Raw genomic sequence first — 14,597 nt, forward strand, 5'->3', positions numbered from 1 at the left:
GCTTTTTGTATGGCAACTTTAGCAGTTGATGCGGTATCTGTTGGCTATAATGAAGGGTTAATTATTGATGGATTAACAGTTGAAATTCCGGAAGGGAAAATTACAACAATTATTGGACCAAATGGTTGTGGGAAGTCCACATTATTAAAAACGGCTTCTCGTATTTTGAAGGCGAAAAAAGGTACTGTTTATCTTGACGGAAAAGCAATCGAGAAACAACCAACAAAAGAAATCGCAAAGAAAATGGCGATTTTACCACAGACTGCAGAAGTGCCAACTGGCCTTACTGTGTTTGAACTTGTTTCATATGGACGTTTTCCTCATCAAAAAGGATTTGGAACGTTGAAAGAAGAGGATTATCGTTACATTCATTGGGCACTTGAAGTGACGGGAATGACAGAATTCGCAAATCGTTCAGCAGAGGCGTTATCAGGCGGGCAACGTCAACGTGTATGGATTGCGATGGCCCTTGCACAAGGAACAGAATTACTTGTATTGGATGAACCAACAACGTACTTAGATATGGCTCATCAATTAGAAGTATTAAACTTATTGAAAAAATTAAATGAAGAAGAAGGTAGAACGATTGTTATGGTTATCCATGACTTAAACCACGCTTCTCGTTTCTCAGATCATATGATTGCATTAAAAGCAGGTAAGTTAATGAAACAAGGAACGCCAGATGAAGTTATGACAAGTGAAACACTTCGCAGTGTATTTGAGATTGAAGCTCAAATCGTTCCTTGTCCAGTAAACTGTAAGCCAATTTGTTTAACATATGATTTAGCGATGATTAGTAATCAATTGCGTAAAAAAGCATAAGTAGAACCCCCTCGTGAAGAGGGGGGACTTCTAATGGACGTTGAGCTTCTTATATAAGAATGGGAAGTTGAACGCCCGTTAGAATGGGTTATTAACAACAATTAATAAATATATATAAATTAATTGTTATATTTGTTTCTTATAGTTCATTGTAACTTATAAGATAAATACAGCTAGAAGGAGTGGGAACATGAAGAATTTTAAAATGGCACTATTAGCAATGGTACTAGTTGTGACTTCTGTACTATTTGCAGCTTGTTCTAACAAAGAAGAAGAAAAGAAAGCAGATGCAAAGACTGAAGAGCGCACTGTAAAACATGCAAAAGGGGAAATTAAAATTCCTGCAAATCCAAAGAAAATTGCTGACCTTAGTGGTTCAACAGAAGAATTATTAATTTTCGGTATGAAACCGGTTATTACTGCTAATACATCTCAAGAAAAAATTGATGCACATATTGAAAAGAAACTAAAAGACGTTAAACCAGTTGGTTCTGCTTGGGGCGATAAAATTAACATCGAAGCAGTAGCTGCTGCAAAACCAGATTTAATTCTTGTAAATAATCGTCAAGAAAAGATTTATGATCAATTATCTAAAATTGCACCAACAGTTATGTTAAACACTCCATTAGATCAATGGCGTCCAAAATTCCAAGAAGTAGGTCAAATCTTCGGTAAAGAAAAAGAAACAAAAGAATGGTTCAAAAAGTATGATGAAAAAGCAAGCAAATTACATGACAAAATCGTCGCTAAAACTGGTGAAGCAACATTTATGAAAATGGCTGCATATCCAAATGCTTTCCGCGTATACGGTGACTACGGTTACGGTAGCGTAATCTTTAATGATTTAAAACTACCAGCAGTTAAAGGTACACCAACTGATAAACCGTTAGTACAAGTACAAAAAGAAGCTTTAATCGATTACAACCCAGATTACTTATTCGTATTTACAACTGGTGACGGTTCTCAGCGCTTAAAAGAATTCCAAGAAGAATCAATTTGGAAAAACATGAACGCTGTTAAAAACAACCACGTATTTACAATTAAAAATGAAGACTTAAACAAAGGTTACTTCCCATTAGGGAAAGATATGATCTTAGACGAAGTTGCTGAATTCGTTTTAGGTAAATAATGTATAAAGGAAATCACTTTTACTTCGGTAAAGGTGATTTTTTCTTTTTATAAAGGGAATTAATACAGTCTTTCATTTCTTTCTGTTTCTCATTTCGTTTATAATATAAAGTAAGAATGTAGTAAAGAAAGGGGGATGTCGGAAAGTGGTATATTTAAACGACAAACTCAGCGAAACAAAAGTGTTTAAAGACCCAGTACATAAATATGTGCACGTGCGTGATCGTGTTATTTGGGATTTAATCGGAACGAAAGAATTTCAACGCTTGCGCCGTATTAAGCAGCTTGGAACGACATTTTTTACATTTCACGGTGCAGAGCATAGTCGCTTTACTCATTCGTTAGGTGTATACGAAATTATTCGTCGTATGATTGATGATGTGTTTGATGGCAGACCAAATTGGAATGCTGAAGATAGATTGTTATGTTTATGTGCGGCATTACTTCATGATGTCGGCCACGGCCCATTTTCTCACTCGTTTGAAAAAGTATTTTCATTAGATCATGAGAAATTTACGCAAAAGATTATCGTTGGCAATACGGAGATTAATGATGTATTAAGTCGTGTTGATAAGGAGTTTCCACAAAAGGTAGCAGATGTAATTGCAAAAACGTCTACTAATAAATTAGCGATTAGTATGATTTCGAGTCAAATTGATGCGGATCGTATGGATTATTTATTAAGAGATGCTTATTTTACAGGCGTAAAGTACGGAAACTTCGATATGGAACGTATACTGCGTGTAATGCGTCCGTATGGGAATCAAGTAGTCATTAAAAATAGTGGTATGCATGCTGTTGAGCATTACATTATGAGTCGTTATCAAATGTATTGGCAAGTATATTTCCATCCGGTAACGCGAAGTGCAGAAGTTATTTTAACGAAGATTTTACACCGTGCGAAATCACTGCACGAGAAGTATTACACATTTAAAAATCATCCTGTTCATTTCTATTCTTTATTTGAAGAAGAAGTAACAGTAGAGGATTATTTAAAGTTAGACGAGAACGTTATGTATTACTACTTCCAAGTATGGCAGGAAGAAGAAGATCCAATTTTAAGCGATTTATGTCGCCGTTTTATGAATCGAAATCTATTTAAATATGTAGAGTTTACAGATAAACACGGTTTAGATAATTGGATGGAGTTAAGTAGTTTATTTAAAAAGATTGGACTTGATCCGGAGTATTATTTAGTAGTTGATTCAACATCGGACTTACCGTATGACTTTTATCGTGCAGGAGAAGAAGAAGAGCGTCTGCCAATCCTGCTTCTTATGCCAAACGGAGAGCTTAGAGAGCTTTCACGTGAATCGGATATTGTTGAGGCGATTACAGGTAAGAAAAGAACGGATCAAAAGTTATTCTATCCACATGATTTAATCTATGAAGATGGAAGAAAAGGAAAATATAAAGAGAGAATTATTGAGTTGTTAGAAGGAAAGAAATAAGAAGCAGCTAATGGCTACTTCTTATGAAAAAACTTGAAATTATTTGTCGCTTAATCGTTTTCCGCCAACTGCATAATGGTTTTTAGACATTTCTTCGATGAAAACAACGATGTTTTCTTCAGGAGCACCAGTTGTTTCGCTTACTGCTGCTGTTACTTTCTCAGCAAGAGCTTTCTTTTGTTCTTCTGTGCGTCCTTCTAGCATTTTCACTGTTACGTATGGCATGTACAATCGCTCCTTTTATGTAAGTTACACTCTTATTATAGCGGATTATGGGGAAGAACAATCGAAAAAACAAATAATTTCTTTTTTTGACATATGGAAGAGGAGATGAAGTATGGATCAGTTATTTAGATATCCATTGCACGAAATTCCGTTGGTAGCAATGGCGATTATTATTGCATTATCCGTTCATGAATTTGCACATGCATATGTTGCATATAAATTTGGGGACGATACAGCAAAGAGACAAGGGCGTTTAACGTTATCACCGATGGCTCATTTAGACCCTATCGGTTTGATTGCAGTATTAATTCTTGGATTCGGTTGGGCAAGACCGGTTCCTGTTAACCCATATAACTTTAAAAGACCGCGTCTTGCAGGCATATTAGTTTCAATTGCAGGGCCGATTAGTAACTTAATTTTAAGTGCAATTGGTTTAATTATTTGGTATAGCTTATTAAAATTTGGTGTATTATACTCAATTCCATCTGCAGTAGCAGATACGTTAGCTCAATTTTTCCAGATTTTTATTATGCTGAATATCGTTTTACTTGTATTTAACTTATTACCGATCCCACCACTTGATGGGTATCGCGTAGTGGAAGATTTAGCACCAGCAAATATTCGCGCGAAAATGACACAGTATGAAAAATACGGGGCAATTGCGTTATTAATTCTCGTTATTACACCGCTTAGTAATTACACAATTCAACCTATTTTTCAGGTAGTTATTCCGCATGTATTTGTATTTTTAGATAGCATCATTGCGCCTATTTTTGGCCTTTTATAATTTTTAAGTGAGGAGGATTTTACATATGACAGAGAAAAAGAAAAAAATCGGTTTTAATATCGTGAAAAATGATTCAACAGATGGACATGGTGGATTTGGTGTTGGGGCATTAAGCTTAGAAAACATTTCACCTGTATTTGTTGATGTACTAGAGAAGACTGCATTCGTTGATATCGGTGCGATGCATGCGCGTAGTACAGTAGAAAAAGGTATTAAGTTTTTAACAAATAAAGATGAAGTTCCAAACGGAAAACCATTTTGGCTTGTTTGGGTAACGATTGAAAGAACTGCGACAGGTGCGTATTACGCAGGTGTAACAGCTTGTGAAATGACAGTTGACCGTGAGATTCGCCGCGGATATAAATCACTTCCAGAACACGTAAACAAAATGGATAAATCAATGAAGCGTCACATTATGGTTGACCATATGGATGAATCATCTAAAAAAGTACTTGGTACGTTCTTGAAAGAACATAATGAAGCGATTTGGAACGAATCTGGTGAAGAATTGCGCCGTGCATTATTAAGTGAATAAAAAATAGCTGACGGATGCCCGTCAGCTATTTTTTTTACCAAGGAAGATATTTTTTCCACCAACTTGTTTTTTTCTTTTCTTCAGTCGTTTTTTCAAATTCTTCTTTATCATCGACGTGATCCATACAATATTCAGTCGGTTCGGTACCTTTAGCGAAGTACATTTTCACAGAAATAGGACAATTTTTTGTAGCAATTTTACCGTTCTCTGGGTTGATATTAACCGCTACGACGTCACCTGGTTGTTTAAATTCTTTTTTTGGCTGTCCATCTAAGCCTTTCTCCATCGTATCAGTCCATATTTTCTTCGCATATCCTTGTTCTGCTACGTTTGAAATAGATTTAGGTTGATCGTATCCGACCCATACACCAGTTACGATTTGCGGAGTAAATCCGATCATCCAACTATCCGTTTCAGTAGAACCAGATTTTCCGGCATATGTTCTTGATAATTTTGATAACATCGATTGGCCAGTTACAGCAGCATAACTGCTTAGTTTCTTATTAAACATACCAGTCATCATTTCTTCCATTACAAACGCTTTGCTCTTGTCGAGAACTTGTTTACTCTCTAAATGAGCATCGTATAATATATTTCCTTCATGATCCATAATGCGGCGAATGAAAGTAGGTTTTACTTCTTTTCCACCGTTTGCGAACATGCTATAAGCGTTGACCATTTCAATTGGTTTTACTGGTGATGTACCGAGAGCTAGAGAAGGCACATCTTTTAATGCACTTGTAATTCCAAATTGTTTCGCTGTTTTTGCAAGCGCGTCATCTCCTAAAAATAAATTCGTTTTCACAGCATATATGTTATCAGAGACTGCGAGAGCTTGTGCCATCGTTACGAAATCATCGGCATAATAATCTTTATAGTTCTTCGGTTTATACTTTGAAACGCCGTCACCTAAGGTGAATACAGTATATTCGCTTTTTAAGCGCGTAGCAGGTGTGAATCCTCGTTCTAATGCCGCATAATATAGAAATGGCTTAAATGTAGAACCAGGCTGACGGATGGCTTGTGTAGCCCTGTTAAATTGACTCGTAGTATAATCAGTTCCGCCAACAAGAGCAGCCACTTCACCTGTCGTTGGATTCATAGAGACGAGAGCAGTTTGTATGTTTGTTGTGTCAGGTATATGATCTTTTACAGCTTGTTCTGCTACAGCTTGTAGTTTAGGGTCTAGCGTTGTATAAATTCGCAAGCCACCTCGTTGTAAAGCTTGTTCGTCTAATCCAACATCACGAAGAAGTGAAGCTTGTACAGCATCTTGGAAATATGGTGCGACCTCTGCTACTTTTTTCGTATCTAATGAGGCAAAAGTTAGTGGCTCTTTCTTCGCTAAGGCTGCTTGTTGCTTCGTAATATATCCTTGTTCTACCATTTCATCTAATATGAGGGCTTGTCGTCCTTTAGCACGATCCTCTTTCAAAAAGGGAGAATAGACACTTGGTCCTTTTGGGATACCTGCGAGCATACTAGCTTCTGCTAATGTTAACTCTTTTGCTGTTTTATCGAAATATAGACGGGACGCAGCTTCGATGCCATAAGCGCCATGTCCGTAATAAATTGTATTTAAATATCCTTCTAAAATATGATTTTTATTATAGTTTACTTCAAGGCGGACAGTGTACATTGCCTCTAATAATTTCCGTTTCCACGTTTTATCATGATCTAAATACAGATTACGCGCGTATTGTTGTGTAATTGTACTAGCTCCTTGTACCTTTGCCATTGCTTTTAAATCAGCAACAATTGCACCTGCAATCCGTTTTACATCGAAGCCGTGATGTTTATAAAATCTTTGATCTTCAATAGAAAGGGTCGCTTCTTTTACATAAGGTGAAATTTCATTAAGAGAGACATTGTAACGTTTTTGAATTTCGTTACTTTGTCCAATAACAGTATCATCGTTTGCGTAAAAGACGCTTGTTTGCGGGACCGCAACAGGAGGAGGTCCCATAATTTTTGCAACTATAATAATAACAAAAAAAGAAAAAACGAAGAAAAGGACGCAAGAAAACATTGCGGTGAAGAAAAGACGTTTATATTTTTTAAGTTTTGGATTCATAGTTTGATCCATCTTTTTTCAGCCCCTCATTAATACAAGCGTTATTGTATTAGTATTGAGGGTTTTCGTTTATTTTAAACAATGAAATTTCGAAAATAAAAAAGCCCCTTCCATTAAGAAAGGAGCTCAAAGGCACGTGCTGGCCAATCGGTAATGATGACATCTACACCATAATCAATCATAGTTTGTAAATCTTTGTATTCGTTAATTGTATATGGACGGAAAACATATCCTTGCTCTTGTGCTAACTGCACAAATTCTTTCGTTAATAGCTGGAAGTTTGGATGTAATCCACTTGCTTCTCTATGTTTTGCTTCGGCAATTGGATCAGCAATCGGTGTATCATATAAAATTGCTCTTGGAATTTCAGGAGCAATTTCTGCTAATAATGAAACAGAGTCATGGTTAAATGATGAAAATACAATTTGATTTGAAAGATGATATTCACGCACAAGTGCAACAACTTTTTCCTCAATATTTGGGTAATGAATAACATCTGTTTTTAATTCGATATTTAGTTGTAAGTTCGTTGTGGAAAGCCAAATGAAAACCTCGCGCAACGTTGGAATTTTTGCTTCTTGGAAAGAAGGGGCTTTATGGCTACCAGCGTCCAATGATTGTAATTCCTCTACCGTTTTTTCAGAAACAAGTCCAACGCCATTTGTTGTACGATCGACGGTTTCATCGTGAATTACGACAAGTTCACCATCTTTTGATAGGTGGACATCGAGTTCAATTCCGTGAGCGCCAATGCGTTCAGCTTCTTGGAAGGCAATCATCGTATTTTCGGGATGTGTTCCTTTTACTCCGCGGTGAGCAAAAATAAGTGGTTTACTCATATGAAAATCTCCTTATTATCTCTTTTCTTTCATTATGAAACTGCTTTAGGGAAAATACAATTGAATATGACAAACATTTACAAAAGTCTAACAGTTGCAGAAAAGTTAACGTTAACGTAAAATGTAATAATTGAGTGAAGGGAGGAATAAACATGTATAAAATTGATGAAGTAACAAAGCAAGTCGGTTTAACAAAACGTACACTTCGTTATTATGAGGAAATTGGTTTAATTCATCCCCCAGAACGTAGTGAGGGGAATATTCGTCTGTATACGGATGAGGATATTGCCAGAATTAAAAGAATTGTAGAAGCGAAAGAAGTGCTAGGAATCACACTTCAAGAAATGCAACATTTCTTATCACTAAAAGAAAGAATGGAGCAAAGAAGAAATAGCGAGAACCCTCGTGATCGTGAAGTGATTCAAGAAATTAAAGATATGCTTGAAAAACAAGTGCAAACGTTAGACGAAAAAATGGAGCAAATGCAACGTGTAAAGGCAGAACTCGAAGATAGTTTACATCGTGCAGTAACATTTTTAGAGAGCACAAAAGGAGAGTAATCAAAATGGAGAGCAAACAAAAACTAGGGAGATTGATTACAGTGGTAGCTACCTTTCTTGCCTTTTCGGGTATAGGGGTAGTTGACCCAATCTTGCCGATTATTGCTGAGAAAATTGGTGCAACGCATTGGCAAGTTGAAATGTTATTTACCGCTTATATTTTAACGATGGCAATCATGATGTTACCAGCTGGTATATTTGCATCGAGATTTGGTGATAAACGAATGATGACAATCGGTCTTGCGATTGTGACTGTATTTGCGTTTATATGCGGTATATCGCAAACGATTGCTCAATTATCTCTTTTCCGTGCTGGATGGGGATTAGGAAATGCGATGTTTTTTGCGACAGCAATGACACTGTTAATAGCATTAAGTAAAGAAGTTCATGAAGCAGTAGGATTATACGAAGCAGCTATCGGCTTAGGTATGGCTGGGGGGCCGTTATTGGGTGGAATACTAGGTGGACATTCTTGGCGTTATCCGTTTTTCGCGACGAGTATTTTAATTTTCTTAGCATTTATTTTAGTATTCTTTTTTGTAAAAGAACCAGAGCGAAAGGTGAAGCGTAAGGCTGCTGGCGTAGGGGAATTACTTAACTTGGTGAAGTATAAACCATTTATGCAAGGTGCTATTTCAGGGATGCTATACTACTACGGATTTTTTGTTGTGTTAGCATATTCACCACTTATTATGCATTTATCAGCTATTCAATTAGGCTTTGTATTTTGCGGATGGGGACTGGCGTTAGCTTACGGTTCTGCAATTTTAGCACATAAGCTAGAAGGGAAATATGAACCAAAAACATTATTGAAGGGGAGTTTACTCGTATTTGCGATTTTCTTAATTGCACTATTCTTTGTGAAAATTATGTGGTTACAAATTACTCTTATCGTTTTATCAGGATTGGCATCTGGCTTAAACAATGCATTATATACAAGTTATGTAATGGATATTTCACCTTATGAAAGATCTGTTACGTCAGGTGTTTATAACTTTGTTCGTTGGTTAGGTGGTGCGATTGCTCCAATTTTATCAGGAGTTATCGGGCACACAGTTTCACCACAAAGCCCATTTTTAGTTGGGGGAATTGTTGTGTTAGTTGGTTGTATTATGATCTTAATTCCAATTCGTAAACCAGTAGAACTAGAGACGAAAACCCTTTCTTAAGAAAGGGTTTTCTTTATACACATATGTTAGAACCCTCTGACTAAAATATATTTTCGGTATTTTTGTACTTTTAACTATACATTTTGGATGTTTTGTTTTATTTTTGTTAGGGGACATTAATGATGTCCCTATTATAAATTTGCATTGAAAGGCGTGATTGTACGATGGAACTATGGTTCACTGAAAAACAAACAAAACATTTTGGGATTACGGCGCGTATTAACCGCACATTACATACGGAGCAAACAGAATTCCAGAAACTTGATATGGTTGAAACGGAAGAGTTCGGAAACATGCTTATTTTAGACGGCATGGTTATGACAACAGAAAAGGACGAGTTCGTTTATCACGAAATGGTAGCGCACGTACCTTTATTTACACATCCAAACCCTGAAAACGTATTAGTTGTTGGCGGCGGCGATGGCGGTGTTATTCGCGAAGTGTTAAAACACCCAAGTGTAAAGAAAGCAACTCTTGTTGAAATCGATGGAAAAGTAATTGAGTACTCTAAACAATACTTACCATCAATTGCAGGCGCATTAGATAATGAGCGTGTAGAAGTAAAAGTAGGAGACGGTTTCCTACACATCGCAGAAAGCGAAAATGAATACGACGTAATTATGGTAGATTCTACTGAGCCAGTAGGCCCAGCAGTAAACTTATTTACGAAAGGTTTCTACGCTGGAATCTCTAAAGCGTTAAAAGAAGATGGTATTTTCGTTGCACAAACGGACAACCCTTGGTTCACACCAGAACTAATTACAACTGTGTTTAAAGACGTAAAAGAGATTTTCCCAATTACTCGTTTATACACAGCGAACATCCCAACTTACCCAAGTGGTCTTTGGACGTTCACAATTGGATCTAAAAAACATGATCCATTAGAAGTAAGTGAAGAGCGTTTCCACGAAATCGAAACGAAATACTACACAAAAGAATTACACAATGCAGCATTCGCATTACCGAAATTTGTTGGCGATTTAATTAAGTAAGAAATCGAGTTTGAACAAATAAAGTGTAGGTAGCTCATTTAAGGTGTTTGTCCAGAAGACTTGAACATGCTAGCTACTTACACTCCTGTAAAGAAAATCGTCTTCTTATTGTTAAAAAAGAAGACACCGGTAAATCGAGAAAGAGGAGCAGTTCGCTCCAAATTTGAGAAATAATGAAAGGTTGGGATACCTTAAGTTCCACATAAGGAGGAAAAGAATATGCGTTTTGATGAAGCTTATTCAGGTAAAGTATTTATTAAAAGTCATCCAAGTTTTGAAGAGTCAAAGGTAGTTATTTACGGGATGCCTATGGATTGGACAGTAAGTTACCGTCCAGGTTCTCGCTTTGGTCCTGCACGTATTCGTGAAGTATCAATCGGTCTTGAAGAATATAGCCCATATTTAGATCGTGAATTAGAAGAGGTAAAATATTTTGATGCGGGTGATATCCCATTACCATTCGGAAACGCACAACGCAGTTTAGACATGATTGAAGAGTATGTATCAAAACTTTTAGATGCCGATAAGTTTCCACTAGGTCTCGGCGGTGAGCACCTAGTGTCTTGGCCAATTTTTAAGGCAATGGCAAAAAAATATCCGGATTTAGCAATCATCCACATGGATGCTCATACTGATTTACGTGAATCGTATGAAGGGGAGCCTTTATCCCACTCTACACCAATTCGTAAAGTGTGTGATTTAATTGGTCCGGAAAACGTATATTCTTTCGGAATTCGTTCTGGAATGAAGGAAGAATTTGAATGGGCGAAAGAAGTAGGTATGAACTTATATAAATTTGACGTATTAGAACCGTTAAAAGAAGTATTACCGAAACTTGCTGGACGCCCAGTCTATGTCACAATCGACATTGATGTATTAGACCCAGCTCACGCTCCAGGAACAGGAACGTTAGAAGCTGGCGGTATTACATCTAAAGAATTATTAGATTCCATCGTAGCAATTGCAAATTCAAATATAAATGTAGTTGGAGCAGACTTAGTAGAAGTAGCTCCGGTCTACGACCATAGTGATCAAACACCAGTCGCAGCAAGCAAATTCGTGCGGGAAATGCTGCTCGGTTGGGTGAAGTAAAAGCGGAAGCGGCTCGCTCAGAATGTGTCGGTAAGTCGATATATATATAAATCGTCGATATAATCTTATTTACCATGGCAAGACATGAAAAAAAGAGTTATTCTCAAAAGGTGAGAATAACTCTTTTTCTTATGCAACTTTCTCTTCCGAATTAACGCCGCGAATTTCATCAGCAGAGCGGATCGGATATTTGCGGAACACAATAGATCCGATGTATCCGATAATAGTGGTAACGATTCCACATAGTACAGCAGCAATCGTTACTTTTATAACGTCATTAAATCCGAATAGGACGAGAAGACCTGGAATTGGTGATGCTGTTCCTGGTGCATTATTAACAAGCTGGAATAGCGATGTAATAATACCGGCAAGTGCACCGCCAACGAAATTTGTCATATAAATTGGAATTGGATTTGCTGAGACAACATCGGCTTGTGTTAAAGGCTCGATTGCTACAGCAATTGTATCTTTCTTTGAACAAATTTTTAATCGTTTAAAGAAAATAAAGTTCATCGGGGCTGAAGCTGCTACGGCAAGACTACCAATTGCCATTGGTAAACCTGTTAATCCAAGCATTGCAGTTAGTGCCATAGAACTCAGTGGAGAGGTAGAAATAACTGTTATTAATCCACCAAGCATAATACCCATAATGATAGGACTTTCTGTAGTTGCAACTGATATCATAGAACCGATTTTACCAAGTGTTGCGTTAACGAGCGGATCCATAAGCATTGCCATTCCACGTGAGATTGGTGCAGCGATAAATAGGATTGCTAAAAATTCCACACCAGCCGGTAATTTCTTTTCGAGAAATTTCACGACGAAGGCACAAACGTATCCGGCGAAAAATCCTGGTAAAATACCGAATCCACTAGTAGCGATACCAATTAAAACAGCGTATACGGGGGAAACACCGATTGCTAATGCGACTAAAATCGCTGCTGCAACACCGCTCATACTACCAGAAGCTTCTCCTACTGATTGTAAAAAGTCATTGTGAAACATTTCTCCACCTATATAACGGTGAAATGCTTCAATAAGAAAACTTGCGATTGCTGCATTAGCTAAAGCACCCATCGCCTTCATTCCGTAAGGCGCACGGTAACTGAAAAGTGTAAATAGACAAAGTACAACAAGTAATAGTGCTAAACCTTGCAAGATAGCCATTTGAAAACTGTCTCCTTTGATTTTTGTAATAAAAATTCGTATCATTCAATAATAATATAAAAGTGTATGAAACGGAAAAATTTTTTCTTGGGAACTTGCTGTAAGAAAAAATCCCTTACAATAATGTAAGGATTGTGTAAGACTTTTCGATAGAGTATAGTATACCCTTTTCCGTATAATACAGGTATAGACATAACATTAGTGAGAAAGAAGTGTAAAACAGGAGGCGCATGTATGAAATTGGTCATTAAAGTTTTAGCTGTATTCGCCATTATTTTAGGGGGAACAGCGTATTATTTGAATACAAAAACAGAAGGTGTACATGCTTTTGTAGACAACTTCTTTTCAAATAAAGAAATACAAGATTATTATGCGGTTGTAGATAAAGGTGAGAAAAAAGACGGTGAGTATTTGTATACATTTAAGGGGTATACAGAGGACGGAAATCAACAAATTATTAAAAGAATGGTAAATCGTGAATTGCATGCAGGTGCTTTTATAAAAATTTATGCAAAAGGTATGCAAGGAAAAGGATGGGCTGAAATAACGAAAGAGTCAATCCCGCAAAAAGCGTTGCAAAAAATAGAAAAACCATAAAAGGAGCGACTCATTCGCTCCTTTTTTAGTACGCTAAAATAGTGATAGATGTCTTTTCTTTGTTAGAAATAATTTTTGCACGTCCACCAATTGGGAAAGTGAAAATCGGGGTTGTATGCCCGAAACTTGCGTTTGCAATAATAGGAATATGTGCAAGTTCAGGTTTTGAAGCAATCATTTCTTGAATTTCCGCTATCGTACATTCTGCTTCTTTTTGCATTCTTCCTATTACAATACCTGTTATATGTTCAAAATTAGGTTGCTGCATAAGGGAATGTAGATAGCGATCAAAAGTTTTAAGTGTCGATTTTCCTGTTAAACTGTCTTCTTCAAGGAATAAAATTTTGCCCTTTAAGTTTGGCATATATGGTGTGCCTTGTAGTAAATTAAGTGTGCTCATATTGCCACCGATAATTTCTCCTGTCGCTTCCCCCTTTTGAATTGGAACATACCCTTCATTTTTAATAAATTCTCGATTTTCCTGATCCATATACCAAGAATCATCGCTCCACGTTTCCGCCGGAATGATTTCAATAGGCTCATTAGCGGTTAAGCATTGTAAAAAGTAATCAGCCGTGTAATGGAGTCCTTTTTCCATTCCAAATGAAGAGAAGTGGGGACCTGAATATGTAACGAGACCCGTTTTTGCGTAAATTGCATTATTTAAGGCAGTAATATCAGAATAACCACAGAAAAATTTTGGGTTTTCACGAATTAAATCAAAATCGAGATATTTCAATAAACCATTCGAGTTGTATCCGCCAAGTGTAGTTAAAATAGCTTTTACATTAGGGTCTCTAAATGCTTCATGGAGGTCTTGGACGCGGGAAGAAATAGAAGAGGAAGCAAATCGATCTATCTCATCGGCATATTTTGAGAATGTCACTTGAAAGCCCATGTCAGTTAATCTTTTTATAGCAAGTTTTCTATTTTCATTTGAAACAATACTTAAACTACAGGATGGTGAAATCACGCGTATTTCATCACCCTTTTTTAACTTTGTTGGTATCATTGAATTCACCTCTATAATTAAAAGAATATTTAGATTTAAAAAATATTTTATCATATGAAATAAAGTAGGAGGGAATTATTTTTTGAAATGGAGTTTTCCTGATTTTTCAGCAGACAGACAGCGTCTTTTTTTGATATGATAGGAAAA

Annotated in this window: 15 protein-coding genes; 10 read left to right on the top strand and 5 right to left on the bottom strand. The window is 36.8% G+C overall.

Annotated elements, in window-relative coordinates; translation table 11 throughout:
* The first annotated feature begins 9 nt into the window (after positions 1 to 9).
* From ACLBXA_RS09510 to ACLBXA_RS09520, 3 genes are all read left to right on the top strand, one after another.
* Positions 10 to 822 carry an ABC transporter ATP-binding protein gene (locus ACLBXA_RS09510; protein ID WP_000212066.1) on the top strand — a complete coding sequence of 271 codons (813 nt, stop codon included), beginning with the start codon at positions 10 to 12 and terminating at the stop codon, positions 820 to 822.
* 190 nt (positions 823 to 1,012) lie between these two features.
* The gene (locus ACLBXA_RS09515; protein WP_000787726.1) at positions 1,013 to 1,951 is read left to right on the top strand and encodes an ABC transporter substrate-binding protein; all 939 of its coding nucleotides are present in this window, start codon (positions 1,013 to 1,015) and stop codon (positions 1,949 to 1,951) included.
* A 145-nt stretch (positions 1,952 to 2,096) separates the two neighbouring features.
* Complete coding sequence (locus ACLBXA_RS09520) at positions 2,097 to 3,401, top strand: HD domain-containing protein (protein WP_000262742.1); 1,305 nt, start codon at positions 2,097 to 2,099, stop codon at positions 3,399 to 3,401.
* Positions 3,402 to 3,440: 39 nt separating this feature from the next.
* On the opposite strand, the gene ACLBXA_RS09525 is transcribed toward ACLBXA_RS09520, so the two are convergent.
* Positions 3,441 to 3,626, bottom strand: a complete 186-nt coding sequence (locus ACLBXA_RS09525; protein WP_001147171.1) for a 2-hydroxymuconate tautomerase — start codon at positions 3,624 to 3,626, stop codon at positions 3,441 to 3,443.
* A gap of 112 nt (positions 3,627 to 3,738) precedes the next feature.
* Here ACLBXA_RS09525 and ACLBXA_RS09530 point away from each other — a divergent pair, with 112 nt between their 5' ends.
* Positions 3,739 to 4,413 (top strand): site-2 protease family protein, encoded by a 675-nt coding sequence (locus ACLBXA_RS09530; protein ID WP_000372445.1) that lies wholly within the window; start codon positions 3,739 to 3,741, stop codon positions 4,411 to 4,413.
* 25 nt (positions 4,414 to 4,438) lie between these two features.
* Positions 4,439 to 4,948, top strand: coding sequence for a YwhD family protein (locus ACLBXA_RS09535; protein ID WP_000136681.1), 510 nt, complete (start codon positions 4,439 to 4,441; stop codon positions 4,946 to 4,948).
* Positions 4,949 to 4,982: 34 nt separating this feature from the next.
* Here ACLBXA_RS09535 and ACLBXA_RS09540 read toward each other — a convergent pair whose 3' ends face one another.
* A complete protein-coding gene (locus ACLBXA_RS09540; protein ID WP_079246218.1) occupies positions 4,983 to 7,034 on the bottom strand; it encodes a transglycosylase domain-containing protein in 2,052 nt (683 codons plus the stop codon).
* 101 nt (positions 7,035 to 7,135) lie between these two features.
* Positions 7,136 to 7,861, bottom strand: coding sequence for a glycerophosphodiester phosphodiesterase (locus tag ACLBXA_RS09545; protein ID WP_000042780.1), 726 nt, complete (start codon positions 7,859 to 7,861; stop codon positions 7,136 to 7,138).
* A gap of 152 nt (positions 7,862 to 8,013) precedes the next feature.
* Between ACLBXA_RS09545 and ACLBXA_RS09550 the strand changes: the two genes are divergently transcribed.
* The 4 genes from ACLBXA_RS09550 to speB all read left to right on the top strand — a co-directional run bounded on the left by ACLBXA_RS09550 (position 8,014) and on the right by speB (position 11,674).
* Positions 8,014 to 8,421: a MerR family transcriptional regulator gene (locus ACLBXA_RS09550; protein WP_000276560.1), complete on the top strand. Its 408-nt coding sequence runs from the start codon at positions 8,014 to 8,016 to the stop codon at positions 8,419 to 8,421.
* Positions 8,422 to 8,426: 5 nt separating this feature from the next.
* Positions 8,427 to 9,590 carry an MFS transporter gene (locus ACLBXA_RS09555; protein ID WP_000444236.1) on the top strand — a complete coding sequence of 388 codons (1,164 nt, stop codon included), beginning with the start codon at positions 8,427 to 8,429 and terminating at the stop codon, positions 9,588 to 9,590.
* A gap of 164 nt (positions 9,591 to 9,754) precedes the next feature.
* Positions 9,755 to 10,582 (top strand): polyamine aminopropyltransferase, encoded by an 828-nt coding sequence (gene speE, locus ACLBXA_RS09560; protein ID WP_000424696.1) that lies wholly within the window; start codon positions 9,755 to 9,757, stop codon positions 10,580 to 10,582.
* A 219-nt stretch (positions 10,583 to 10,801) separates the two neighbouring features.
* On the top strand, positions 10,802 to 11,674 hold the full coding sequence (gene speB, locus ACLBXA_RS09565; RefSeq protein WP_001209831.1) for an agmatinase: 873 nt from the start codon (positions 10,802 to 10,804) through the stop codon (positions 11,672 to 11,674).
* Between the two features lie 129 nt (positions 11,675 to 11,803).
* On the opposite strand, the gene ACLBXA_RS09570 is transcribed toward speB, so the two are convergent.
* Positions 11,804 to 12,841 (bottom strand): PTS sugar transporter subunit IIC, encoded by a 1,038-nt coding sequence (locus tag ACLBXA_RS09570; RefSeq protein ID WP_000996325.1) that lies wholly within the window; start codon positions 12,839 to 12,841, stop codon positions 11,804 to 11,806.
* Positions 12,842 to 13,075: 234 nt separating this feature from the next.
* Here ACLBXA_RS09570 and ACLBXA_RS09575 point away from each other — a divergent pair, with 234 nt between their 5' ends.
* On the top strand, positions 13,076 to 13,438 hold the full coding sequence (locus ACLBXA_RS09575; RefSeq protein WP_000779933.1) for a YxeA family protein: 363 nt from the start codon (positions 13,076 to 13,078) through the stop codon (positions 13,436 to 13,438).
* Positions 13,439 to 13,463: 25 nt separating this feature from the next.
* Here ACLBXA_RS09575 and ACLBXA_RS09580 read toward each other — a convergent pair whose 3' ends face one another.
* Positions 13,464 to 14,450, bottom strand: coding sequence for a S66 family peptidase (locus ACLBXA_RS09580; RefSeq protein WP_447617183.1), 987 nt, complete (start codon positions 14,448 to 14,450; stop codon positions 13,464 to 13,466).
* Between the last annotated feature and the right edge of the window lie 147 nt (positions 14,451 to 14,597).

Source organism: Bacillus sp. D48C, from assembly GCF_053345735.1.

Coding starts and splice junctions, on each gene's coding strand:
- ACLBXA_RS09510 (WP_000212066.1), top strand. CDS start 10: ATGGCAACTTTAGCAGTTGATGCGGTATCTGTTGGCTATAATGAAGGG.
- ACLBXA_RS09515 (WP_000787726.1), top strand. CDS start 1,013: ATGAAGAATTTTAAAATGGCACTATTAGCAATGGTACTAGTTGTGACT.
- ACLBXA_RS09525 (WP_001147171.1), bottom strand. CDS start 3,626: ATGCCATACGTAACAGTGAAAATGCTAGAAGGACGCACAGAAGAACAA.
- ACLBXA_RS09530 (WP_000372445.1), top strand. CDS start 3,739: ATGGATCAGTTATTTAGATATCCATTGCACGAAATTCCGTTGGTAGCA.
- ACLBXA_RS09535 (WP_000136681.1), top strand. CDS start 4,439: ATGACAGAGAAAAAGAAAAAAATCGGTTTTAATATCGTGAAAAATGAT.
- ACLBXA_RS09540 (WP_079246218.1), bottom strand. CDS start 7,034: ATGGATCAAACTATGAATCCAAAACTTAAAAAATATAAACGTCTTTTC.
- ACLBXA_RS09545 (WP_000042780.1), bottom strand. CDS start 7,861: ATGAGTAAACCACTTATTTTTGCTCACCGCGGAGTAAAAGGAACACAT.
- ACLBXA_RS09550 (WP_000276560.1), top strand. CDS start 8,014: ATGTATAAAATTGATGAAGTAACAAAGCAAGTCGGTTTAACAAAACGT.
- ACLBXA_RS09555 (WP_000444236.1), top strand. CDS start 8,427: ATGGAGAGCAAACAAAAACTAGGGAGATTGATTACAGTGGTAGCTACC.
- speE (WP_000424696.1), top strand. CDS start 9,755: ATGGAACTATGGTTCACTGAAAAACAAACAAAACATTTTGGGATTACG.
- speB (WP_001209831.1), top strand. CDS start 10,802: ATGCGTTTTGATGAAGCTTATTCAGGTAAAGTATTTATTAAAAGTCAT.
- ACLBXA_RS09570 (WP_000996325.1), bottom strand. CDS start 12,841: ATGGCTATCTTGCAAGGTTTAGCACTATTACTTGTTGTACTTTGTCTA.
- ACLBXA_RS09575 (WP_000779933.1), top strand. CDS start 13,076: ATGAAATTGGTCATTAAAGTTTTAGCTGTATTCGCCATTATTTTAGGG.
- ACLBXA_RS09580 (WP_447617183.1), bottom strand. CDS start 14,450: ATGATACCAACAAAGTTAAAAAAGGGTGATGAAATACGCGTGATTTCA.